General features: G+C 42.7%; 21 protein-coding genes. 8 read left to right on the top strand and 13 right to left on the bottom strand.

Annotation, left to right across the window (positions count from 1 at the left end):
- Positions 1 to 130: 130 nt before the first annotated feature.
- From DABAL43B_RS07260 to yghU, 4 genes are all read right to left on the bottom strand, one after another.
- Positions 131 to 1,375, bottom strand: coding sequence for a DUF819 domain-containing protein (locus tag DABAL43B_RS07260; RefSeq protein ID WP_079691748.1), 1,245 nt, complete (start codon positions 1,373 to 1,375; stop codon positions 131 to 133).
- A gap of 297 nt (positions 1,376 to 1,672) precedes the next feature.
- A complete protein-coding gene (locus DABAL43B_RS07255; protein WP_079691747.1) occupies positions 1,673 to 3,346 on the bottom strand; it encodes a DEAD/DEAH box helicase in 1,674 nt (557 codons plus the stop codon).
- 560 nt (positions 3,347 to 3,906) lie between these two features.
- Positions 3,907 to 4,983, bottom strand: a complete 1,077-nt coding sequence (locus tag DABAL43B_RS07250) for a DUF1176 domain-containing protein (RefSeq protein WP_227516757.1) — start codon at positions 4,981 to 4,983, stop codon at positions 3,907 to 3,909.
- A 453-nt stretch (positions 4,984 to 5,436) separates the two neighbouring features.
- Complete coding sequence (gene yghU / locus DABAL43B_RS07245; protein ID WP_079691745.1) at positions 5,437 to 6,270, bottom strand: glutathione-dependent disulfide-bond oxidoreductase; 834 nt, start codon at positions 6,268 to 6,270, stop codon at positions 5,437 to 5,439.
- Positions 6,271 to 6,453: 183 nt separating this feature from the next.
- On the opposite strand from yghU, the gene DABAL43B_RS07240 reads away from it, so the two are divergent.
- From DABAL43B_RS07240 to DABAL43B_RS07225, 4 genes are all read left to right on the top strand, one after another.
- On the top strand, positions 6,454 to 7,083 hold the full coding sequence (locus DABAL43B_RS07240; protein WP_079691744.1) for a Crp/Fnr family transcriptional regulator: 630 nt from the start codon (positions 6,454 to 6,456) through the stop codon (positions 7,081 to 7,083).
- Between the two features lie 67 nt (positions 7,084 to 7,150).
- A complete protein-coding gene (locus DABAL43B_RS07235) occupies positions 7,151 to 7,594 on the top strand; it encodes an MAPEG family protein (protein WP_079691743.1) in 444 nt (147 codons plus the stop codon).
- 100 nt (positions 7,595 to 7,694) lie between these two features.
- Complete coding sequence (locus DABAL43B_RS07230; protein ID WP_079691742.1) at positions 7,695 to 8,510, top strand: alpha/beta fold hydrolase; 816 nt, start codon at positions 7,695 to 7,697, stop codon at positions 8,508 to 8,510.
- Positions 8,503 to 9,906 (top strand): DHA2 family efflux MFS transporter permease subunit, encoded by a 1,404-nt coding sequence (locus DABAL43B_RS07225; RefSeq protein ID WP_079691741.1) that lies wholly within the window; start codon positions 8,503 to 8,505, stop codon positions 9,904 to 9,906. Before DABAL43B_RS07230 ends, DABAL43B_RS07225 begins: the two co-directional genes overlap by 8 nt.
- A 168-nt stretch (positions 9,907 to 10,074) precedes the next feature.
- On the opposite strand, the gene bfr (DABAL43B_RS07220) is transcribed toward DABAL43B_RS07225, so the two are convergent.
- The 3 genes from bfr (DABAL43B_RS07220) to DABAL43B_RS07210 all read right to left on the bottom strand — a co-directional run bounded on the left by bfr (DABAL43B_RS07220) (position 10,075) and on the right by DABAL43B_RS07210 (position 11,734).
- Entirely contained in the window at positions 10,075 to 10,557 is a 483-nt protein-coding gene (gene bfr, locus DABAL43B_RS07220) for a bacterioferritin (RefSeq protein WP_079691740.1), read from the bottom strand.
- Between the two features lie 63 nt (positions 10,558 to 10,620).
- The gene (bfr, locus tag DABAL43B_RS07215) at positions 10,621 to 11,109 is read right to left on the bottom strand and encodes a bacterioferritin (RefSeq protein WP_079691739.1); all 489 of its coding nucleotides are present in this window, start codon (positions 11,107 to 11,109) and stop codon (positions 10,621 to 10,623) included.
- A gap of 433 nt (positions 11,110 to 11,542) precedes the next feature.
- Entirely contained in the window at positions 11,543 to 11,734 is a 192-nt protein-coding gene (locus DABAL43B_RS07210; RefSeq protein WP_079691738.1) for a bacterioferritin-associated ferredoxin, read from the bottom strand.
- 287 nt (positions 11,735 to 12,021) lie between these two features.
- Here DABAL43B_RS07210 and DABAL43B_RS07205 point away from each other — a divergent pair, with 287 nt between their 5' ends.
- Positions 12,022 to 12,354, top strand: a complete 333-nt coding sequence (locus DABAL43B_RS07205) for an ArsR/SmtB family transcription factor (RefSeq protein WP_079691737.1) — start codon at positions 12,022 to 12,024, stop codon at positions 12,352 to 12,354.
- Positions 12,355 to 12,476: 122 nt separating this feature from the next.
- Here the strand turns inward: DABAL43B_RS07205 and DABAL43B_RS07200 are convergent, their stop codons facing one another.
- From DABAL43B_RS07200 to DABAL43B_RS07180, 5 genes are all read right to left on the bottom strand, one after another.
- The gene (locus tag DABAL43B_RS07200) at positions 12,477 to 13,199 is read right to left on the bottom strand and encodes a sulfate/molybdate ABC transporter ATP-binding protein (RefSeq protein ID WP_079691736.1); all 723 of its coding nucleotides are present in this window, start codon (positions 13,197 to 13,199) and stop codon (positions 12,477 to 12,479) included.
- An 84-nt stretch (positions 13,200 to 13,283) separates the two neighbouring features.
- Positions 13,284 to 14,204, bottom strand: a complete 921-nt coding sequence (gene cysW / locus DABAL43B_RS07195; protein WP_079691735.1) for a sulfate ABC transporter permease subunit CysW — start codon at positions 14,202 to 14,204, stop codon at positions 13,284 to 13,286.
- A gap of 1 nt (position 14,205) precedes the next feature.
- Positions 14,206 to 15,090: a sulfate ABC transporter permease subunit CysT gene (cysT, locus tag DABAL43B_RS07190; protein ID WP_079691734.1), complete on the bottom strand. Its 885-nt coding sequence runs from the start codon at positions 15,088 to 15,090 to the stop codon at positions 14,206 to 14,208.
- 239 nt (positions 15,091 to 15,329) lie between these two features.
- A complete protein-coding gene (locus tag DABAL43B_RS07185; RefSeq protein WP_079691733.1) occupies positions 15,330 to 16,424 on the bottom strand; it encodes a sulfate ABC transporter substrate-binding protein in 1,095 nt (364 codons plus the stop codon).
- Between the two features lie 245 nt (positions 16,425 to 16,669).
- Positions 16,670 to 17,743, bottom strand: coding sequence for a sulfate ABC transporter substrate-binding protein (locus DABAL43B_RS07180; RefSeq protein ID WP_145952516.1), 1,074 nt, complete (start codon positions 17,741 to 17,743; stop codon positions 16,670 to 16,672).
- A gap of 507 nt (positions 17,744 to 18,250) precedes the next feature.
- On the opposite strand from DABAL43B_RS07180, the gene DABAL43B_RS07175 reads away from it, so the two are divergent.
- Positions 18,251 to 18,790, top strand: coding sequence for a hypothetical protein (locus tag DABAL43B_RS07175; RefSeq protein WP_079691731.1), 540 nt, complete (start codon positions 18,251 to 18,253; stop codon positions 18,788 to 18,790).
- 92 nt (positions 18,791 to 18,882) lie between these two features.
- Here DABAL43B_RS07175 and sat read toward each other — a convergent pair whose 3' ends face one another.
- Complete coding sequence (gene sat / locus DABAL43B_RS07170) at positions 18,883 to 20,136, bottom strand: sulfate adenylyltransferase (RefSeq protein ID WP_079691730.1); 1,254 nt, start codon at positions 20,134 to 20,136, stop codon at positions 18,883 to 18,885.
- Between the two features lie 311 nt (positions 20,137 to 20,447).
- Here sat and DABAL43B_RS07165 point away from each other — a divergent pair, with 311 nt between their 5' ends.
- Positions 20,448 to 22,133 (top strand): nitrite/sulfite reductase, encoded by a 1,686-nt coding sequence (locus DABAL43B_RS07165; RefSeq protein ID WP_079691729.1) that lies wholly within the window; start codon positions 20,448 to 20,450, stop codon positions 22,131 to 22,133.
- Positions 22,126 to 22,722 carry a DUF934 domain-containing protein gene (locus DABAL43B_RS07160; RefSeq protein ID WP_079691728.1) on the top strand — a complete coding sequence of 199 codons (597 nt, stop codon included), beginning with the start codon at positions 22,126 to 22,128 and terminating at the stop codon, positions 22,720 to 22,722. Before DABAL43B_RS07165 ends, DABAL43B_RS07160 begins: the two co-directional genes overlap by 8 nt.
- The last annotated feature ends 61 nt before the right edge of the window (positions 22,723 to 22,783 follow it).

Genomic DNA, 22,783 nt, shown 5'->3' with positions numbered 1-22,783 from the left:
ATATCAAGTTAGAAGAACAAAAAACCCGCAACTGCTTATTATCAGTGCGGGTTTTGACGTAAAAAGAATATGATTTTAAGCGCTTAAAATAGTGAACAGTATTTGTCTTGCTGTCTAAAGTGTTACTAATCTAAGAAGCCACCAAGCGCATCAACTGAGTGCTGATATAACCGCCAAACGTTCCTACCGCATAACCTAAGATACCCAAAAACACGCCAACGGGTGCAAGCGATGGATGAAAGGCTGTCGCGACGATAGGCGCAGATGACGCACCGCCCGTATTAGCGTTTGAGCCGACTGCTAAAAAGAAGAACGGCGCACGAATGATTCTAGCGACAATAAATATTATCACCACATGGATGCTCATCCATAATAGGCCAATCAGCAGTAGCCGCCACTGTGAGACAATACCTGCTAGATTAATCTGCATACCAATAGCCGCAATCAATACAAAGATAAACACCGTACCGATTTTGGAAGCACCGACATGATCCAGTCTGCGTATTTTAGTAAAAGAAAAGACGACGCCTATTAAGGTGATAATCACCACCATCCAAAAGAACGAGCTGGCAAAGCTATACTGTACTGCCCAGCTATAAGGCGCAAAGAACCCAGCAATCTGCCCGCCGACGAAATGTGCTACTCCGACCATCGCAAAGCACAAACCAAACATCACCATCAAATCATTAAGCGTGGCTGGACGGGCATTATCACGCTCATAGCTCTCAACAGCAGCAATGACTTTATCAATGCTACTGCTATCAGCTCTTAAAAACTTGTCAATCTTAGCACTGTGTTTTACCATAACTAAGATAGCCAGTAACCATAATGAGGCATTGGTGGTATCGACCAATATCATCATGCCAAACAAATCATCACTGACACCAAACAGCTCTTTCATTGCGGCTTGGTTAGCCGCTCCGCCAATCCAACTACCCGCCACCGCTGAAAAACCACGCCATAGCGTGTCATCAGTAAACATCTCAGGCGATACCCATTTAGCGATACCTAAGCTAATAGGACCACTAATGACAATAGCGACACTAGCAGCAAAGAACATTGCAATCGCTTTCCAGCCCAAGCCCAGTATCTTTGGCACATCCATCGATAACGTCATCAGCAGTAAACTGGCTGGCAGCAGATAAGTCGCGGTAAAACCATAAATCTGCGAACCGATACCATCAGCGAAGACACCTAAGCTGTTTAGCGTCGCAGGTATAAAGCAGCACAGCACGATACCCGGTAGAACTGCATAAAAACGTTGCCAAAATTTGCCGGGCAATGCTTGGGTATAAAACACCAAACCGATAATCGCCATAATGATGCCAAACGCTAAGGGCAAACTATCAATTGCTAAATGAGAAATATCGGGCATCAACTGGCTCCGCAGCACACGATGAATAAAAGCTTGTCAGTATAGACAAGGCAAAAAAGACGCGCAAGCAACTATCGAGTACAAGGCTAAGTTTTTTTACCTCGTTTAAATAATTCAGATTATCCTAAGTACTTGCATACACCTCAGTCACATCTTCTACCTGGCAATCAATATCAAACCATTAAACACAAAAAAGCCAGATAACAAGTATCTGGCTTTTTAATGCATTATCTTTTATTTATACGATTAAACCAATATATTTATTAAAATACCTGCTAATCGTTAAATATAAGACTATTACGAGTTGTTACCACGGTTGCCGCCGTTTGGACGACCTTGACCACGGCTGTCAGAGCGACCAGCTGGACGACCTTGGCTGCCACTTGGACGACCACGACCCGTTGCTGCGCGATCACCACGTGGAGCGCTTGCGCCATCACCACGGCTAGGAGCACCAGTGCGCTTGCCTTGATACGGCTTGCCACCTGAACGCTCATTTGGCTTGCCAGATGAATCACGTGGCTTACCTTGATAACCGCTGTCATTGCTTGCGCGTTGACCAGTGCCAGTGCTGCTATCACCTGATGGGCGACCACGACCTTGACCACTAGGCTTGCCAGCGCCAGCATAACCGCCCGCTGAACGACCACGACCTTGACCATTACCGCCGCCATTAGAGCGACCACGGCCACGACCGCGAGGACTGCCTTTATTTTCGCTAGGAACGTACGTTTTCTTAGGCTCCATGCCTTCGATAACAGATACTTCCATTTTGCGATCTAAATAACGATTGATAGCATTAAGCTGTGGGCGATCATCCATGCTACATAGGCTGATAGCAACACCAGTACGACCGGCACGGCCACAACGACCGATACGGTGAACGTAATCTTCCGTTTGACGTGGTAAGTCATAGTTGATGACGTGTGATAGAGCTGGCACGTCTAGACCACGAGCAGCAACGTCAGTTGCAACTAAGATTTTGCATTTACCATTACGTAAGTCTTGAACAATGCGGTTACGCTTGCTTTGTGGTAAGTCACCATGTAGGAAGCTTGCTTTATGACCGTCTTCTTGTAGCTGTTTTGCTAGTTTTTCAGTGCTACGTTTGGTGGCAGCAAAGATAATGATTTGTTCCATGTCTTTGTGGCAAACGATTTTATCAAGTAAACGGTTTTTGTGATCAAAATCATCACAGTAATATACTTTTTCTTCGATGTGTGCTGATTCAACTTTAATAGATACACGCTCAGGGTTTTTCGTGAAGCTGGCAGCGATTTTTCCTACTGGGCCATCCCAAGTTGCTGAACACATAATGGTTTGACGATCAGTCGGTGCTGCACGTAGGATATCACTGATATCGTCAGCAAAACCCATATCTAGCATACGGTCAGCTTCGTCAAGTACTAGTATTTCAAGGCTTGATAAGTCAACGCGACCTGCATTGATATGGTCAAGTAGACGACCAGGTGTTGCAACGATAACTTGTACGCCTTTTTTCAAAGCAGTAATCTGACCGTTGTATGGTGCGCCGCCAACTAATGGTACACAAAATAGACCGCGCATATCTTTAGAATAGGTACGTACGCTATCATGTACTTGCTGAGCAAGTTCACGCGTTGGCGTTAGGATAAGGGCTTTGGTCAATTTGTCGAAGCTAGTCGCACGGCTTAGGCGATCAAGTACTGGGATGACGAAAGCAGCAGTTTTACCACTACCCGTTTGCGCAGACAATAAAAGGTCACGGCCTTCTAATGCAAAAGGGATCGCTTGTGCTTGAATAGGAGTTGGATTGGTATAGCCACTACGCTCAAGCGCGGTAAGAATCGGCTTGGCAATGTTTAAGTCAGTAAAAGTAACTTGATTTTCATCGGTAGCGTCAGTTGTAGCCGCTTCATTATTAGTATTTGGGGTGTTAGTAGTTTCGATGATGCCGTTTTCAGCAGCGATTGCAGATAAGATGTCAGTCATGAAGATCCTTGGTAAGTATAAGCTGCTGTAAATTCAGCAAACTTGATGCATACCACTGATAACCGTTCATCACGCTGCCGATATACACTTATTATCAAAATGTTGATAATTGCATGCCAAACCCATAAGGCTTGTCAATAGTATAAAGGCGTTCGTGCTGTCTGACGTATTTTGGTGGTAGTGCCGAGTGTCTCATCTTTGTCTGCTAAAAACTCAATATCAATGCTTTGTCCAAAGCAGATAAAGGTAAATAACAACCAATCTAGCCCCTACAAGGGTCCGTAGATAAGATATGAGTCAAAAATAATAGGATTATTTAAGTACACAAAATCATCGGCAACAATTACTTTCGGTCATCCTAGACCCAAAATCGCAGGCGATGTTATCAATCTCATAATTCACATTAGTCTAAGCTAACGTGGCGACGCAGTATAGCACAACAAAACTGTAATCAGTAGCTATTTTGCTGTTTTTATTAAAATAAGTCATAAAACAAGGTGTATGAAGCCTTATATGACTAATAACAGACACTAAATTTGATTTATTAAACAAATTTAGCATTAACGCGATATTTTAACTTCAGTAACATGAGTTGGCAGTTGCCACGCACCGCCCGCTGCAATCATGCGGCATAGTCCAGTAGTGCTTTCATGGCTTTTTTCAAAGTTTTTGCCGGTCCATAACCACTCAGTTTTGGACAGGCAGTCACCAATACCACGACCCTTTTGTACTGAAGTTATTTTGCCGCTATTATAATCTGTTGCACCAGTCGTCACTAATGTGGGCTTGTAAGGTTCACTGTCATTGAGCACCCAGACACCTATGCCGATATTATAAGCGCCTGTCCAGCAGTCATGTTGTGCGAGTAATTGTCTGCTATTTAGGCGACTGACGCGCCATGGTGATTTATCAGATAAGTTTGGGCAGTCAGTATCTACATCGCTTATAGTACTTTTCATAAGTTTGGATAATTGAGAAGCGCGCATAGCGAATTTTTTCTTACTGCTAGAAGTGGCTTTAGGGTCAGGCATGACCATCCGTATCGATGGTATAGCCTTTGGTGCTAAGACATTACTATTAGACTTGGTGATGCTGTCACGAATAAAGGCGCTTGCCGTACCTACTCGACCCTGTGCTTCATCGGCTTTGAGCATGACTGCATTTGCACCCTTATCAGATAACTGCCAGCGCGTATTGCGAATGACTAGCTCAATCTTGCTCGATTTGGTCAGTGCTTCTAACAGCGCCGTTACTTGCGCCGACGTAAGCTCCGCATAACCTGCTGCAGCTGAAAAAGGTCTGGTTTCTCCGTGATCTACATTATTAATAAACAACGATATCCGGTGGCGATTGCCCAATTGCATCAATGCCTTGGCAGAGCTTTCTTTAGCACCGCCAAGTTTAACCTGACCGTCGATCGTCGCATTGGCACCTGCACGGCGTACTAATAATAAAGAAACAGGTAGCTCGCTATTGCTATCTGCTTGATAGCCTGCCAGCCGGCAAGTACGGGTATTATCACAAGCGACTTGCCAATCTTGGCTGCTAAAATCAACGGGCGTGCCAGCAATACTCGTAGCGCTAAATAAAGCGGTGCTGATTGCTGCAAATATGGGTAATAATATTTTCTTTGGCATGAATACTGATGTCTTTTTAATTTTTATAGCATTTCTTTTAAAATAAGAAGTATTGTTTGAATATTGAGTTTTTTCAATATCGCTCTGACCAATCTTACTCAATAACAGTAATGGTCGACCCTTAAGCTTATTATTATTCTTCATAACTTTTACTCATTAATAGAAGAAATATAAACACCGGCCTATTAAGGCGGTGACTGCTATCTTAACGTATCAATGTTTCTATCTGTTGTACTAATGTACCATTATGTAAATATTGAAGTACAGCTCTATTTGAATATATCCATATATGTATATGGAATTATGAATACGTTAAATACAAAAAAGATTAATAAGAGAATTCCTTATTAACCTTTTTTATTTTCAATCTTATGCTTCTATCGTTCAGCTGTTTACGATATTGCTTGGCTATCATACTGAGCTAATACTATTCTATAGACAGTATGGATTAGACTAGACAATTGGCTCAAGCACTAAGTCTACTGCGCGTTTGACTGCTGGACGTTCGGCTATTTTTTCCGCCCAACGCTGCACGTTTTTATAGTCATCAACTTGTAAGAATTCAGCAGCATCATAGAGCTTGCCAAGTACCAGTTGGCCATACCATGCCCAAATAATGATATCGGCAATATTATAATCAGACTCGTTATTACCACACAGGTATTCATTGTCTTTTAGGTGGCGGTCAAGGACGTCAAGCTGGCGTTTAACCTCCATGGTAAATCGATTAATAGGATATTCCATTGGTTCAGGAGCGTAAGCGTAAAAATGACCAAAACCGCCGCCTAAATATGGCGCACTACCCATCTGCCACATCACCCAAGACAGACAGTTAGCACGAGGCTGACCTGATTCAATAGGAATAAACTTTTCAAACTTCTCTGCCAAGTACATCAAAATAGCGCCCGACTCGAACAACTTGATAGGCGTCTCTCCAGAATAATCGACTAGCGCAGGAATCTTTGAGTTAGGGTTTATGGCGACGAAGCCTGAGCCAAATTGATCGCCTTCCGAGATATCAATTTTATAAGCATCATAAGCGGCTTCTTTGATACCAAGCTCAGCCAACTCTTCTAATAGAATATTTGCTTTAACTCCGTTTGGGGTATTCAGTGAATATAGTTGTAACGGTGCATCGCCTACTGGCAGCTCTTTGTTATGGCGCGCGCCGGCGGTGGGACGATTGATACTAGAGAACTTACCACCGTTCTCTTTATCTTGGATCCAAACTTTTGGTGGCGTATATGATTCGTTGTTGTCATTATTGTTATCAGTTGTATGGCTCATAGAGAAATCCTTTTAGGCTTAAATGTGTTTATTTAGAGGTTTAGAGGTGTTTTTATAATAAGCTAGCGATTCAAAGTCATCAATTAGTGATTTTACGAGGTGTACAATATTTAAATGAAAGTAAAGTTATGACCATAAAATAATAAAAGTTACTTCATCTATTAGCCCATTGCGGAGAAACGAATGCTCGACTTATTAGCCACGTTGTTACCACAGTATCCACCAGCACAACTTAGCGATTTATTGGCAGACCTAACTAACTTAGTGCCTGTGCAATTTGCTAAGGGAGACAATATCTACCATAGCGGCCAACATGTGCATAAAATATTGGTCTTAAGCTCAGGGTTGGTAAGGGTCTTCGATATCCAATCACATCATGAGGTTAATCTACGTTTCTTATGCGATGCGTCAATCATCTTACCTTTCTACGCGGCTATTGACCATTGGCGATTTGGTAAAGACTGTATAGCAACGGAAACGGCTCAATGTATAACAGGGTGTGAGGGTTACTGGCTGCCGCTCTCCTATCTAATGGCTAGCCAGCCCAATCATCCAGCCAGTCTTCAATTACAATCACTAAAAGTAAACTGGGGACAAATTATTCAGCTTGAGATTGCTCTACGGCACTACAAATCTATTGAGGAGCGACTGCGGATGATTCAATTAAAAACAGCTGCTCAGCGTTATCAGTGCTTTAAGAACACTATGCCGAGCAAGATTGTCGATGATATGCCCAGTATGCAAGTGGCTTCTTACCTTGGTATTACCCCCGAAACCTTAAGCCGAGTTCGCCATCAAAAACCCTCCTCTTGATATATATCAATGCGAAGTGGACCATAAGTTTTTATACTGCAGGACAACTTTAAGGTAAGGGATTATCATGGCAAATTTCATACAACCCAGCTTTATTCAACCTATAGTAGGAATGATGGGGGTGACCGCTGGTGTGTGGGGCTGGATGTATATTAAACGCTTGCGGTATTTGCAAACAGAAGGTATCGACCCTCAGTCGATTCGCACCCCTGCTAAGCTGACGGCTCTATTGCCTGAATCCGTCAACTTACCCGCTTATAACTTGCAGAACCTATTTGAGATGCCGGTATTATTTTATGTCATCTGTCTATCAGCCGAGTTGCTGAGAATTCAAGACATGACGCTAACAAACTGGCTCTATCAGGCGGCATGGGCGTTTGTGATTTTGCGGGCGGTTCATAGTGTAATTCAGTGCAGTTATAACCAAGTTATGCACCGCTTTATTGTCTATATACTCTCTTGTGCAACGCTATGGATAATGGCTATCAAGATGGCTACGATTGTTTTTTAGTAGCTATTTAATAAAGCTAGTACATGCCCTAATACAACTAAAATAATGACGACGATAACATCTATAAGAATGACTACTATAATCATAGAGGATAAGCACAATGACGACTTTTAAATTTAAAGGGCAATATACGGTAAACGTGCACACTCATACGCCCGCACCGGCAGATGACCAACACACTACCTTAGTATTTCTGACCGCTATTGGCGTACCTCTACGTAAATACAGTAAGTTGTTTATGGAATTAGTCGCTAAAGGCTATACCGTCATCGCGGCTGACTACCCTTGTTGTGGTGAAAACACCCCGCAAGTTGATCGAAGCGTCGACTATAACTATCAAGATATTATCGACAACTTTATCCCCCAGTTGCTTGAGCTCTCAGAGCATAAAGACACCTACTTGTTTGGTCATAGCTTAGGGGGCCATATGGCGACGATTTATAGTGCGCTGCATGACGTGCCAGTGATTGGGGTCGCTACGGGCAATCTGCATTATAAAAACTGGCAAGGGGCTGCTGGCAAGTTAAATATCCTACGCGCTGTGGCTCTCTTTAAACCTATGCTCGCTATCTATGGCTATTTTCCAGGCTATAAGATTAGCTTTGGTGATCGCGAACCTAAAGGCGTGATGAATGACTGGTGCCATACCGCATTAACTGGCCGCTACGACTTTATTCAGGCGGATTTGCAGGCAAGCAAAAACGCGGGTAGTGGCCGTGGTATCTACTTCTATATCGAGGGCGATGACTATGCCCCTTACAAATCTACGCAAAACCTTGCCAAACTGTGTGCCGACTCGACCTTGATTTCTGTCAAACTACCCGAACATATAAAAGGCAATCCACATGGAGCGTGGATTAAAGATCCTGATATTATCGTCCAACACCTTGATGAGCAACTAAGAAAACGTGACTAATCCAACTGCTACTACTCCCACTTCACTCCTCTCTCCTGTTCAAGCGAAATACCTACCCTATGTACTAGCGGTGGCATTATTTATGCAGATTTTGGATGCCACCATCCTTAATACCTCATTACCACAAATGGCGCAAGCACTGGGCGAATCACCGCTCAAAATGCAGTGGGCTGTCATCAGTTATGCGCTTACCTTGGCTATTTTTATTCCCATTAGCGGGTTTTTAGCGGATAAATATGGCACACGGCGAGTGTTTTTGTCAGCGATCATTATCTTTTGTATTGGCTCACTATTATGTGCCGCCTCTCCTACCTTAAACCTTTTGATAGGCTCACGTATTGTACAAGGTATCGGCGGCGCAATGATGACACCTGTTGCGCGGTTGATATTGGTCAAATCTTATCCGCGCAATAAGCTCTTAACCGTCATGAACTTTGCAGTGATACCCGCATTGGTTGCACCGCTGGTCGGACCAGTATTGGGTGGTTATATCGTTCAGTACACCAGTTGGCATTGGATATTTTTAATCAACATCCCAATGGGTATTTTTGGCTTTATCATGGGTAAAAAGCTAGTGCCTGCTTTATTTGAGGATACCAAACGTCTAGATTGGACAGGTTTTTTATTGTTTGCTGCCGCTGCGTGTGGTTTTACCCTCGCTGTGGAGTTTGGTTCGCAGACGGGTCGCGGATTTTATGGACTCATGCTTGGATTGCTGGCAAGTCTATTGATAGGCGTGTATGTGTGGCACGCCAAACGTCGCTCAGCACCGCTGTTTCCGTTGAGTCTATTCAGTATTCGCACCTTTCGCATTGGTATTACCGGTAATTTATTTACACGGTTAGGCATCAGCGCGGTGCCATTTTTATTGCCATTATTATTACAAGTGGTGTTTGAGTACTCCCCCTCACGAGCAGGTTGGCTGCTCGCTCCTATTGCGGTCGGTGCGATAGGTATTAAACCGTGGGTCAGTAAGATTATCCAGCGTTATAGTTATCGCACGGTTCTTGTCTACAATACCTTTTTGATGGGTGTGCTAATCATTGTATTGGCGCAATTTAGCGATTCATCACAATGGATTTGGTTTATCCCTATTTTGACTGTGATGGGCGCTTGTAATTCCATGCAGTTTAGCGCGATGAATACGATTACCATCGGTGACTTAGAAGGCACGCAAACCAGTAGTGGTAATAGTTTGATGGCTGTCAATCAGCAACTGGCCATCAGCTTCGGTATTGCCTTTGGGGCGGCGCTGCTTAACCTATTGCGTGAGCGCCTGCAGCTCGATACGTTGGCTGCCTTTCAAACCACGTATTGGATACTGGGTATTTTGACTATCCTGTCCGGATTATACTTTTTACGCCTAAAGCCTGAGGATGGTCGCGGCTTATATTGATGTATTGTAGGGCGCTATTTCGAGAGCGTCTCTTTTATCTTAAGCTGACTATACAGCAACATTCTTAAAGTTCGGACCTAAAAAAGCCAGCGTGTCATTGGTTGAAGACCAAGATACACGCTGGCTTTTTGCGATTAAATGATGGTTAATGACACCAACATGAATAATCTAAGGCGCTTTATCGTCATCCATTTGAGATTGGATATAGTTTTCAATACCAACGTCTTTCATTAAGTCTTCTTGCGTCTCTAACCAGTCTTGATATTCTTCATTACCATCTTTTAAAATAACAAGTAGCTGACGCGATACATAATCCTGCTGCGTCTCACATAAGGTAATCGCATCGGTAATGATGGCGAATTTTTGTTTCTCTAAGCGTAAATTGCAGTCAATCATTTCAGGTACATCTTCAGCGATGAACATCTTGCCATAATCTTGCAAATTCGGTAAACCACCTAGCAATAAAATCCGTGCAATCAGATCATCAGACCATTTCATCTCCGCAATAGACTGTTTATAGAAACTTTTATTTAGCGACTCTAAGCCCCAGTGTCTAGCGATACGAGCATGCAAAAAATATTGATTGATCGCTATTAATGACTGTCCAAGCACCTTGTTTAGTGCACGGATAACCTCTTTACTCCCTTTCATGACCTCTCTCCTTACTTATTTTGTTTAAGCTAAACCTTGTGGCTATTCATATCCATTATGATATTAAATAAGATTGGGAGACACATCAGCCATCTGACTTTGTAAATAATTTTGCAGACCAATCATATCAATCAATCGCAACTGTTGCTCAAGCCAATGTGCATGATCTTCTTCTGTATCTTTGAGCTGCTCGACCAACATCTCACGCGTCACATAGTCATGCTCTGCTTCGCAGATAGCAATACCGTCTTTAAGATGTTGTTGTACTTCATATTCAAGGTTAAGGTCGAGCTGCAGCATTTCTGGAACCGTACTACCAATATGAATGTCATTGACTTTCATTTTTGGCGTGCCACTCAGCATCAATATACGGCGGATGATAGCTTGTGCATGCATGGTTTCGTCTTGCATTTCATGGCTGATACGATCGTATAATTTGCCGTAATGCCATTCCGCATACATCTCAGAATGAATGAAATACTGATCACGAGCCGCAAGCTCACCACCTAACAAAAAGTTTAAATAGTCAATCACTTTCGGGCTGCCTATCATCACATATACTCCTGTATTTATAGTTATCTGCAGATTAAATTCATAATATTACATATATAGAAAGCACTATCGGTAAACCAATCAGTAAAGATTAATTCAACAAAACGTCTTACAAAGACAGATAGATATAGTAACATACGGACGCGTATAGCTTGTAATGATATGAACTGAGAATAAGATGCGAATTGAGAATCATAATGAACGACTGTTGCCATTGCCCGACAGTAATCAATAATAAGACTCAATATGGATCAATCGATAGCATGAATGCAGGTGTATAAGTGAAGTTATATGGACGCTGGCAATCTACCCTTTAGGTATAATAAATAAAAGGTATGCACAAAATACTGAATACATTGCTGTTACATCGAGGTGCATAGATATAGTTATTAGATATAACTATTATAGTAGGGAATATCTTAGTAGATACGGCTTAAACTGCGTAAGCCAATACATCGAGTTTGGCGTGGTGTGCATCAAGATAGTCATTTACCATAGGCTCACAGCAGCCGCAGCAAGTTGCCACATCTAGAGTATCTTTTAGACCATCTAACGTATCAATGCCCGAAGCAATGGCGGCTTTGATTTGCTTTTCTTTGACATCGTTACAGATACATACGTACATATGCGGACTCCTACGTGAATGACTAACTTGTTATTCGTTATAATAACGATAATTATTACCATTTACAATAGTATTTAAAATATTTGTCAGTCATGTTAATTATGACCGCCACGTTATATTGCGCTTATTTAATTCACGTAACTGAATATACTGCTAACTGTAACTATAAAGTATCAAAGGTAGTAAAATGGCGACGAACTGTAAATATGGTCATTTTTTAATCGATTTTGTAGCTAACTGCTGTTATATTGTCCCCCTATCAACTAAACATATATTGGAATTGTTCTATGTCTAATAATAATTCTATGATACAACCACTTGAGTTGTTTAAAGTATTATCTGACCCAACGCGCTTAAAGATTTTTCAAATCTTATTTAATAAAGAATCGCGCTGCGTTGGTGAGCTGGTAGAAATACTTGATCAACCACAGCCAACCATATCGCGCCATCTCAATCACTTGAAAAAATTGGGTATTTTAAGCTGCGTTCGTGATGGAACGTGGATGTGGTATGAAGTGGCAGACGATTTGCCAGAGTGGTGCCAAGATATCTTAGATATTACTTATCAGCAGATATCAACCAAAGATATTAATGTGCAAAAACCTACTTCCATGTCGTAGGCATTAGAAACCTTGATTAGACAGACTCTATCAAGAAAAACCTAGGTTAATTCGACCATAAAAAAAGACCTAATCATGATTAGGTCTTTTTTTATGGTCGACTGTTTTTTATCTTAAAATGACTATACCAAGTCCAAAAAGTCACTGACAAACGCATTGGCTGGCTGGTGAATCAGCTCCTCTGACGTCCCTACCTGCTCGACGCGACCATGGTTCATGACCACAATCTCATCAGATACTGCCCGCGCCTCTTCTTGGTCATGGGTGACCATGATGCTGGTGATACCAAGCTCATGATGGATGTTTTTTAGCCACGTGCGCAGCTCTTTACGTACCTTAGCATCTAGCGCACCAAACGGCTCATCCAATAACAATAACTTTGGCTTCACAGCTAAAGCGCGCGCCAGCGCAATCCGCTGACGCTGTCCACCTGACAACTGATGCGGGTAAGCATTTGCCAATTGTGGCAGTTGTACTAGGTCGAGCAGCTCAGCGACGCGTTTATTAATATCTGCTTTACTGGGACGCTCGTTCTTTGGCAACAAGGTCAGGCCAAAGCCTACATTATCAGCGATATTTTTATGGCGAAACAGCGCATAGTGCTGAAACATAAAGCCAATATGGCGTTTTTGTACTGGCGTATTGGTGACATCTAACTCATCGAATAATATTTGTCCTGAGTCTGCATACTCAAGACCAGCAATAATCCGTAGTAAGGTGGTTTTACCACAGCCTGAAGGCCCAAGTAAGGTAGTTAGCTTACCTGTCGGGACAGTGATATTAATGTCGTTTAGGGCAGTAAAATCACCAAATTTTTTATTAACGTTCCTAATCTCGATGCTCATAGCAGTATCTCTTATAATGTCTTATGTTGTATCTTTTATTATGGGGCAATTGGCTAATAACATAGCTATTACTCAGTACTGTTTTTAATCTTTATCAACCGTAGCATTCGCACTAACAGGCAATTCAGGGGCGCTTACCAGCCGCTCAGACTTAGCAAACTTACGATCTTGTAGCTTAGTCATCACTTGTTGAACTAGCAAGGTAACCATAGCTAAGGCAGCAAGCAGGCTAGATAAGGCAAAGGCGGCGGTAAAGTTATAATCGTTATAGGCAATCTCAACCAATAGTGGCATGGTGTTGGTTTCGCCGCGAATATGACCAGAGACGACACTGACGGCACCAAATTCACCCATTGCCCGTGCATTGGTCAAAATCAAACCATATAACAATGCCCACTTAATATTGGGTAAGGTAATATGCCAAAACGTTTGCCAACCGCTAGCGCCCAAGGTCAACGCCGCTTGCTCTTCAGAATCACCTTGAGTTTGCATCAAGGGTATCAGCTCACGGGCGACAAAGGGAAAGGTAACAAACAAGGTAGCTAAAATAATACCAGGAACCGCAAAAATAATTTGTATTCCCATACTCTCAAGCCAGCCACCGATAGGAGAGTTAAGACCAAATAACAGAATGAACATCAAGCCTGCAACCACCGGTGATACCGAAAATGGTAAATCAAGTAACGTGGTGACCAGCTGTTTGCCTTTAAATTGATAACGTGTCACCAGCCATGCAATGGCTATACCCATCACCATATTAATCGGTACGACAATGGCAGCAGTAATCAGAGTCAGCTTAATCGCTTGTAGCGCTTCAGGCTCAATAAGAGAAGCAATATACAATTCCCAACCATTTTTAAGCGCTTCGTAAAATACGGCAAGTAGTGGAAATACCAACATGATAATCATAAATAAAACGGCAATAGTAATAAAGATGCGTCTAATCCATGGCTTATCTCTGGTCGCAGGATTGCTTTGATAGTCGTAGCTATTGGCTATTTGCATCTTAGCGAGCTCCTACGCGGCGTGACAGTTTCCACTGCACTATATTAATCGTTAATAAAATCACAAATGAGATCAGCAGCATAAATAACGCCACAGCCGATGCGCCTTGGATATCGAATTGCTCAAGTTTACTGATAATAATAATGGGTAAAATCTCAGATTCCATTGGTATATTACCGGCGATAAAAATAACGGAACCATACTCGCCAGTGGCACGGGCAAACATCATGCCAGCGCCCATCAGTAGTGCAGGTAGTAGCTCTGGTAAAATGACTTTGCGAAAGGTAGTAAATCGATTGGCTCCCAGTACCGCAGCTGCCTCTTCAAATTCAACCGATAACTCTGCTAATACGGGCTGCACCGCGCGCACAATAAACGGAAAACTCACGACAACTAACGCCAGCCAAATACCGATCGGGGTAAATGCTACTTGAATCCCAATTTTCTCAAACCACTGCCCTATTAAGCCGTTAGGAGCATAAAGCGTCGCAAGGGATATACCGGTCACCGCAGTAGGTAGCGCAAACGGTAAATCAACCAAGGCATTAATGAGAGATTTGCCCCAAAACTCATAACGGACCAACACCCAAGCGACCAAGGTACCAAACACCATATTGGTCAACATCGCTAAAAACGACATCCATAACGTCAACTTGATGGCGGCTGCGACCTGAGGCTGACTGATGGTTGTCCAAAATCCTGTCCAGCCCATTTGGGTGGTGGTATAAGCCATCATCGCAAACGGCAAGACCACCAATAACGATAAGCTAAAGACGGTGATTCCCATACTTAGCCCAAAACCTGGTAGCACATTACGTTGGCGCAAGCGTGTCAGCCAGCCCTTCTTGTGACTAGGTTTATTGGCAGAAGAGGTTGTTGCACTCATAATAATGTCCTATTGCCTATCTAATGGTGCTTATCGTTAAGACCATTTATTTCAAGTTTGTTATTAGTATGCTTATGGTATAAAGGACATAGCACGAGTGGCCATGTCCTTTATATTGTGTGCTCTATTATCGAATGATAAGGTTGATTATCTTTCTAAGTTAAGGTCTCTCTAAGCTCATTATATTTTAAGAGTCAATGTCTTAAGAGCTAATGTTTTAAGGATTGCTTTATTAAAAGTTACTTTGGCGCGTTAACGGCTAACTGATCGAACACACCGCCGTCACTGAAGAAGTTACCCATGATCTCATCCCATGAGCCAAAGGTATCATTCGGACGGAAAGTCTCAATTGGTGGTAATTTATCACCGTTTTTATCAAGAACACTTTTCACGCTTGGACGTAAGTACAAGTCAGCGGCCAATTGTTGAGCGGGCTCGCTCCATAGGTAATCAAGATAGGCTTTTGCAGCAGCAGTGGTGCCTTTTTTATCGGTAACGGTTTTTACGATAGCCACCGGACTTTCAGACTTAATCGAGTATTTAGGATAAACGATATCGACTTTACCAGCGCCAAAATCAGTAGCTGCAAGATTGGCTTCATTCTCAAAAGTAACTAGCACATCACCGATACCGCGTTGAACAAAGGTCGTCGTTGCTGCGCGTCCGCCACTCTCGTAAACTTTGACATTTTTAAGGACATCTTTTACATAGCTTTTCGTTTTGGCTTCGTCTTTATTAAACGCATTCAAACCATAACCATAAGCGCCTAGGAAGGCATAACGGCCATTACCAGTTACTTTCGGGTTGGCCATGACAATCTCAACGCCCGACTTGGTTAAGTCTTCCCAGTCTTTGATATTTTTTGGATTGTCTTTACGCACTAAAAATACGATGGTGCTGGTAAAAGGTACGGCGTTATCTGGGAACTTGCTTTCCCAATCTGCTTCAACCAAACCTTTCTTCTGAAGGAGCTCAATATCTGAGCCTTGGTTCATAGTCGCTACGTCTGCTTGTAAGCCATTAGCAACCGATAATGCTTGTTTGCTTGAGCCACCATGCGACTGATTAACGCTGATATTACTGTTTGGGTTTTCAGCTTTATAGTGTTCAATAAATAAAGGGTTGTAGCCTTTGTAAAAATCGCGTGCCACATCGTAAGAAACGTTTAATAGCTCAATATTTTCAGCGGCAGCAGCTGGCTCGCCCTCTACTTTGGCAGTTGGCTCAGTCTTTTCGCTATTGCTACAGCCTGTCATACCCAAAGTGAGCGCCACGCCGGCGATACTTAGGACGCTAATCGTTTTGTTTTTATAACCTGCTGTATATGATGTCATGGCTGCCTCAAATGAGATAAGTTAAGTAATGCAGGTATGCTAACAGCGTAGGCTTATTATGTTTAATGACGAATATGCGTATGTTATTGCCAAAATGGAATATAAGATGTAAAAATATAGGCTTATCAAGTACTTAATATAACGAGCGTTTGATAAGCCTTATATTTTTATAAGCGAATGACCGATTGCTTGCATCATTCGCCAATAGTCAGTCGAAAGTAAGATAGTAATTGATCATCCTGTTTTTATTTCGCACTTGCCAACGCATCAAAGCGACTACCATCAACAAAGAATGTCTCCATAATCTGCGTCCAAGGACCAAATACTGCTACTGGCTCAAACGTCTCAATATCAAGCAAGGTGTCCTTGTGGGCAGTAAGCACTTGCTCATTACTAGGGCGCATATACATCTGTGCCATCAGTTCCTGTGCAGGCTTGTCCCATAAGCCTTTAAGATATGTATTTGCTGCTGCTGTTTTACCTGCTTTATCTGTCACTCCGGTCACCACAGCAACAGGATTGGCAATCAACACTGAATAGCTTGGATAAACGATGTCGACTTTTCCTTTGGCAAATTGCTTGGCGGCCAAATGCGCTTCGTTTTCGGTCGTAATGAGCACATCGCCTAGACCGCGCTGAGTAAAGCTGGTCGTTGCTGCGCGCGCGCCATTGTCATAAGTGACGACGTTTGCCAGTAGCTTTTTAATAAAGGCATCTGTTTTGGTAGAAGCTGCAACATTTTCTTTAAAATGATGCAGTCCATAGCCATAAGCACCCAAAAAGGCGTAACGCGCGGTGCCACTGGTTTTTGGGTTGGGTATGACCACACCGATGTCACTACGTGCCAAATCTTGCCAGTCTTTAATGCCCTTTGGGTTGCCACTGCGTACCAATAACACCATGGTGCTGGTATAAGGAACAGCCTTATTTGGTAGCGCTTGCTGCCAATTAGCGGCAACCAAGCCTTTTTCGACCAGCAAATTCATATCACTTTCTTGATTAAAGGTCACCACATCCGCTTGTAAACCATTAGCGACCGACAATGCTTGCTTGCTTGAGCCACCATGTGATTGATTGATACTAACTTTGCTATCGGGATGCTCTTTTTGATAACCCTTAGCGAATAAGGTGTTGTAGTCTTTATAAAAATCGCGCGACACATCGTAAGAGACGTTAAGTATCTCGATATCTTTTGACCCATCTGCTTTTTTCTGTGCCTCGTTTTGAGTCGCTTCAGTGGGGCTACAGCCAGTCATTAATATTGCAACTGCAAGCACGCCACCAATATTTAATCTGACATTAGATACGTGTGCTCTCATATTTTTACGCTCAATAAGTAACTGGACACTAGCCAAGCTAAGCTTGTGAAACCTCTTGTGAGTCGGTTGCATAAATACTCTCGATAATATTGATAGGATCGTTGCTTCAAAATATTGATCGCCCAGTTAAAGGCTATAATGTCTTGAACATGATTTGATGAATATGGTTTTATGAATGATGAGAGATATGCTAGCAGCATAGAAGATAAATGCTTAGTGACGAATCCGCTTATCGAGTGATTAACTTGGCATAAGTAATGTTATTAGTTATTCTAAAACAGCTGTTTTTATTGGGTATTTTTGCGATATAGTGATAAGCAGACACTTTTGAGTAAGCTACGGTATTGTTTACTAAGTAGACTGGTATTTATGTAAGCTGTATTATCCGTTGAATATTCAACATACCTTAACTATGCCGTTTAAATGGCTTAATTTTACAACCATCAAACTTTATTATTTTGCAGACATACTAGCCATCTCAATTACTTACTTAAAAAAGGCGCCTAAATGACCCTTTCTCTACCTCGTTATTCTCATTTTTTTGCGGCACTCTCATTAACCACTTCTGCTCTATTTGCCTTGAGCGGCTGTAATAATACGACCACCAGTACAGGCAGCAACATCGTAAAGCAAACAACAGCGACTATTACGCCTGCCGTGCAAGCAGTGGTTGGAGACTATGCTTCTAAGGGCTACGCTTCTGAGGATTATGCTAAGCGCGCGCAAGACTATGATTGGGTTGGTGTCATGGTGCGCGCAGCAGATGATGAACAAGAGGGACAAATTGATATTAAGGTACGCGCTCGTAGTGATGTGAAAAAACCCAGTTGCTATTTTGATGGTAAAGCGACTTTTATGGGTCAAGATGACGCGCACGGTATCATTTTTCAAAGCAAGGTCAATGACAGTACGGCTTTTTTTCAATTTAAAGAGGACAAGCTCACTATCGACAGCCAAGATAAATATGCGCTCAATTATTTTTGTTCTGGTGGCGGCTCACTAGTAGGAGAGTATGAAAAGCTTGCAGGTAAGCTAGAGCTGAATTAAAAGCTTTAGTATTAGGGAAATGGTGAGAAAAATACGTAAAAAAAGGGTCAGACGATAAATCTGACCCTTTTTTATTATTCAATGTTTAAAACTTATACCGCAGAAGCTCCGACTAACTTCACTTCAGCACGTTCCTCACGGGCAATACCCGCATAATAATCACGTAAAATCTCTAGTACTTCAGGACGACTAAAGTTGTCTGGCACTTCTTCGTCCTCTGATAGTGCTTTACGCAGCTTAGTCCCTGATACTTTGACATGCTCAGACGCTTCATGTGGGCAGGTCTTATCAGAGGCCATAGCGTTACAAGCATTACACCAAAACGTCCAGCCAATTTTTAATGGTTGGGTAATCAAATCGTCTTTACCAACATGCTCAAAAATAGTCTGCGCATCAAAGGCACCATAATAATCGCCAACACCCGCATGGTCACGACCAACAATCAGATGGCTACAGCCATAGTTTTGGCGGAATACGGCATGCAGTAATGCCTCACGTGGACCAGCATAACGCATATCTAATGGATAGCCAGCTTGAATAACGGTATCTTGTCTAAAGTAATTATCAATCAAAGTTTTAATGGCTTCTTGACGGACGTCTGCTGGGATATCGCCTGGTTTCAACGCGCCCAATAACGAGTGTATCAGTACGCCATCACATATCTCAATAGCAATCTTGGCGAGATATTCGTGCGAGCGGTGCATTGGATTACGGGTTTGGAAGGCAGCGACCGTTTGCCAGCCTTTAGCATCCAAAATCTCGCGCGTTTCAGCTGGTGTTTTATAGATTTCTGGATATAAGGTTGGGAACTCGCCTTCACTTAAGACTTCGACGCTACCGGCGATATTAACTTCACCTTGATCCAATACTTGTTGAACGCCAGGATGCTCTGGATCCGTGGTGGTAAAAACTTTTTGGCATTCATGCTCTTTATCGATGGTATAAGTCTCTTCCACCGTCAAGATGCCCATAATCTCACCATCTTGCGCCACCAATGCGACTTTATCACCTGCATTTAAGCTATCAGCGGTCGCTTTAGGTGCAGACAAGGTAATCGGAATTGGCCAAAACAAGCCAGCATTGTCACCACTTTGCAGACGCATGTTATCTACCACGCCCTGCCAATCCGCTTGATTCATAAAACCATTTAACGGTGTAAAGCCGCCAATACCAAACATAATCAAATCACCGCGCTCACGAGAGCTAAGGTTAATGGTTGGCAAGGTACTGGCAAACTTTAACGCTTGGTTACGCGCACTATCATTTAATAAAAGCGGCTTAAGCTCAGCGCTACCATGTGGAGGGACAAGTTTTGATGGTTTTTGATTAGCATTGATAGATGTCATAGTGTTTTTTAAAACCTCAAGGAATGATCAAGAAAATAAATAAGCGATAATTTAACGATAAACGGTTAGTTGCTAATGGATAGCCAATTATGGGCGATTTATGGAAATTGAAAGTTGAATTTGTTAAACATAGGCTACCTAACTTTCGTTATGAAAATTTATGCTGTGTTTGGATATGGATATGTCTTAAAGGAATTTATGTTTAGAGAGCCAACCTTATATGATGTAAAACTGAATTGTTTACCTTGCGATTGGCAATAAAACTTATTAGTCGCTGCTTTTACGTTTAAAAATAACATTGAGATTACGTCATGTATCAATATAACTACGCTGACCAAACCTTAGTAGAAGAACGGGTTGCGCAATTTCGTGACCAAACTGAACGATTTTTGGCAGGCGAGCTCCCAGAAGAGCAGTTTTTACCGCTACGACTGCAAAACGGTCTTTATATCCAACGTTATGCACCGATGCTACGTATCGCTATCCCTTACGGGCTGCTGGCTACCTATCAGTTGCGTAAATTGGCTGAGATTACCCGCAAATATGACAAAGGTTACGGGCACTTTACTACCCGTACCAATATGCAGCTGAACTGGCCAAAACTTGAAGAAGTACCAGATATTTTGGCGGAGCTAGCATCAGTACAAATGCACTCGATCCAAACGTCGGGTAACTGTATTCGTAATACCACCACGGACCCTTATGCTGGTATTCATCAAGAAGAAATTGCCGATCCGCGTCCCTATTGCGAGATTATTCGCCAGTGGTCAACCTTTCATCCTGAGTTTGCTTTTTTACCGCGTAAATTTAAGATTGCCGTTATTGGTACGGCCAACGACCGCGCTGCCACGCAAGTACATGATGTGGGACTGCATTTAAAAACCAATGACGCAGGCGAGCTTGGTTTTGAAGTCATCGTTGGTGGCGGACTTGGACGTACGCCTGTCATTGGTAAGGTTATTAATGAGTTCTTACCACGTCAACACCTGCTCAGCTACTTAGATGCGATTTTGCGCGTCTATAACCTGCACGGTCGCCGCGACAACAAGTTTAAAGCCCGTATCAAGATATTGGTTGAGAGTATGGGTGGCCCTGCCTTTGCTAAACTGGTCGATGCGGAATGGGAAGCGCATATAAAAGACGGTCCATTGACTTTAACCGATGCAAACTTTGCAACCGCCAGTAGCTTTTTCACGGAACCTGATTACGTCACCTTTGATGCGTTACAAGTACAGTCTGAGCTACAACAGCAGCTTAATACGGATAAAGACTTTGCCAATTGGTATCAGCAAAATACTGTCGCACATAAAATCGCAGGCTATCGCGCGGTGGTGATTTCGCTAAAGGCAGGTTTGGTCGACGGCATCTACGTGCCATCAGGCGATGTAAGCGAGACGCAAATGGATGCCCTCGCTGATCTTGCTGATAAATATAGCTTTAGTGAATTGCGCGGTACCTATCAGCAAAATCTAGTATTCGCTGATGTGCAAAGCAATCATCTGTACGAGCTATGGCAGCAGCTGTCGAAGCTACATTTAGCCCGCGCTAATATCAATACCTTAACTGATATGATTGTCTGTCCAGGCTGGGACTTTTGCTCGCTTGCCAATGCCACTACACATAATATTGCCGAGCAAATCGAAAAACAGTTTGATGATCTCGACTACCTTTATGATTTGGGTGACATTCGCCTCAATATGTCTGGTTGCATGAACGCTTGTGCGCATCATCATACTGGTGATATCGGTATCCTTGGTGTCGATAAAAAGGGTGAGCACTGGTATCAAATCAGCCTTGGCGGCAACTCTAGTGATAATGCTAAAATCGGTAAAATCTTAGGTAAAGCCGTGCCAGCTGACGACGTGGCAACTACTCTACAAAAGATATTGGACGTTTATCTAGAGCAGCGCGTAAGCAATGAGAACGATGTAGAAGGCTTTGGTGACTTGGTTGATCGCGTTGGCATCGCCGCCTTTAAGGAGAAGGTTTATGGGTAATCATCATGTATTAAACAGCAAAGGCATTGATACCAGTCAAAATGATACATGGTTGGCGCTTAGCACCAATGAGCTACCAGATGGCATTGCACTTACCCATATATCGCTACTTGAGCTACTGCATAAACAAGAAAAATTCGATATCGTACTGCCGCTCACTGATTTATTAGATGCTAAAGGCAAGCTCGCTGGTGGGCTATTACAGCAGTTGCATGAGCTGTTAACCGAACATGCCAGCCGTGTCGGTGTTTGGATCACATCAGATAACGATACTGATGCATTGGTTAATTTGTCAGAGTTTTTATTACAGCAAGATTTGATTGTCATTCATGTACCTGTCTTCACCGACGGGCGCGGCTTTAGTTATGCGCAAACCCTGCGCCAAATGGGCTATCAGGGCGAGATTCGCATGGCTGGCAAGTTTGGTCGAGATCAAATCGCTTATTTGTTACGCGCTGGTGCTGATAGTTTTGTGATTAGCGAGCATGATCTGCAGTCTATCTCTAACATCAGTCAAGCATTTACCGCACTTGCCAGCAGCTACGACGGGCGCGATGCCAGCGCATTACCGATGTTTGCAGGTGCTTAATTTTATAATGAATCATACGAACTGATATTAATGTCTTTTTACTCTACTTATTTTTACATTA

Source organism: Psychrobacter sp. DAB_AL43B (assembly GCF_900168255.1).
Classification (GTDB): Bacteria; Pseudomonadota; Gammaproteobacteria; order Pseudomonadales; family Moraxellaceae; genus Psychrobacter.
The sequence above is the reverse complement of the archived record's forward strand: the minus strand, read 5'-3'. Positions and strand labels throughout refer to the sequence as shown.

What these genes read in the sequence shown, in the direction of transcription:
- DABAL43B_RS07260 (WP_079691748.1), bottom strand. Translation starts at nt 1,375, where the DNA reads ATGCCCGATATTTCTCATTTAGCAATTGATAGTTTGCCCTTAGCGTTT.
- DABAL43B_RS07255 (WP_079691747.1), bottom strand. Translation starts at nt 3,346, where the DNA reads ATGACTGACATCTTATCTGCAATCGCTGCTGAAAACGGCATCATCGAA.
- DABAL43B_RS07250 (WP_227516757.1), bottom strand. Translation starts at nt 4,983, where the DNA reads ATGCCAAAGAAAATATTATTACCCATATTTGCAGCAATCAGCACCGCT.
- yghU (WP_079691745.1), bottom strand. Translation starts at nt 6,270, where the DNA reads ATGAGCCATACAACTGATAACAATAATGACAACAACGAATCATATACG.
- DABAL43B_RS07240 (WP_079691744.1), top strand. Translation starts at nt 6,454, where the DNA reads ATGCTCGACTTATTAGCCACGTTGTTACCACAGTATCCACCAGCACAA.
- DABAL43B_RS07235 (WP_079691743.1), top strand. Translation starts at nt 7,151, where the DNA reads ATGGCAAATTTCATACAACCCAGCTTTATTCAACCTATAGTAGGAATG.
- DABAL43B_RS07230 (WP_079691742.1), top strand. Translation starts at nt 7,695, where the DNA reads ATGACGACTTTTAAATTTAAAGGGCAATATACGGTAAACGTGCACACT.
- bfr (WP_079691740.1), bottom strand. Translation starts at nt 10,557, where the DNA reads ATGAAAGGGAGTAAAGAGGTTATCCGTGCACTAAACAAGGTGCTTGGA.
- bfr (WP_079691739.1), bottom strand. Translation starts at nt 11,109, where the DNA reads ATGATAGGCAGCCCGAAAGTGATTGACTATTTAAACTTTTTGTTAGGT.
- DABAL43B_RS07210 (WP_079691738.1), bottom strand. Translation starts at nt 11,734, where the DNA reads ATGTACGTATGTATCTGTAACGATGTCAAAGAAAAGCAAATCAAAGCC.
- DABAL43B_RS07205 (WP_079691737.1), top strand. Translation starts at nt 12,022, where the DNA reads ATGTCTAATAATAATTCTATGATACAACCACTTGAGTTGTTTAAAGTA.
- DABAL43B_RS07200 (WP_079691736.1), bottom strand. Translation starts at nt 13,199, where the DNA reads ATGAGCATCGAGATTAGGAACGTTAATAAAAAATTTGGTGATTTTACT.
- cysW (WP_079691735.1), bottom strand. Translation starts at nt 14,204, where the DNA reads ATGCAAATAGCCAATAGCTACGACTATCAAAGCAATCCTGCGACCAGA.
- cysT (WP_079691734.1), bottom strand. Translation starts at nt 15,090, where the DNA reads ATGAGTGCAACAACCTCTTCTGCCAATAAACCTAGTCACAAGAAGGGC.
- DABAL43B_RS07185 (WP_079691733.1), bottom strand. Translation starts at nt 16,424, where the DNA reads ATGACATCATATACAGCAGGTTATAAAAACAAAACGATTAGCGTCCTA.
- DABAL43B_RS07180 (WP_145952516.1), bottom strand. Translation starts at nt 17,743, where the DNA reads ATGAGAGCACACGTATCTAATGTCAGATTAAATATTGGTGGCGTGCTT.
- DABAL43B_RS07175 (WP_079691731.1), top strand. Translation starts at nt 18,251, where the DNA reads ATGACCCTTTCTCTACCTCGTTATTCTCATTTTTTTGCGGCACTCTCA.
- sat (WP_079691730.1), bottom strand. Translation starts at nt 20,136, where the DNA reads ATGACATCTATCAATGCTAATCAAAAACCATCAAAACTTGTCCCTCCA.
- DABAL43B_RS07165 (WP_079691729.1), top strand. Translation starts at nt 20,448, where the DNA reads ATGTATCAATATAACTACGCTGACCAAACCTTAGTAGAAGAACGGGTT.
- DABAL43B_RS07160 (WP_079691728.1), top strand. Translation starts at nt 22,126, where the DNA reads ATGGGTAATCATCATGTATTAAACAGCAAAGGCATTGATACCAGTCAA.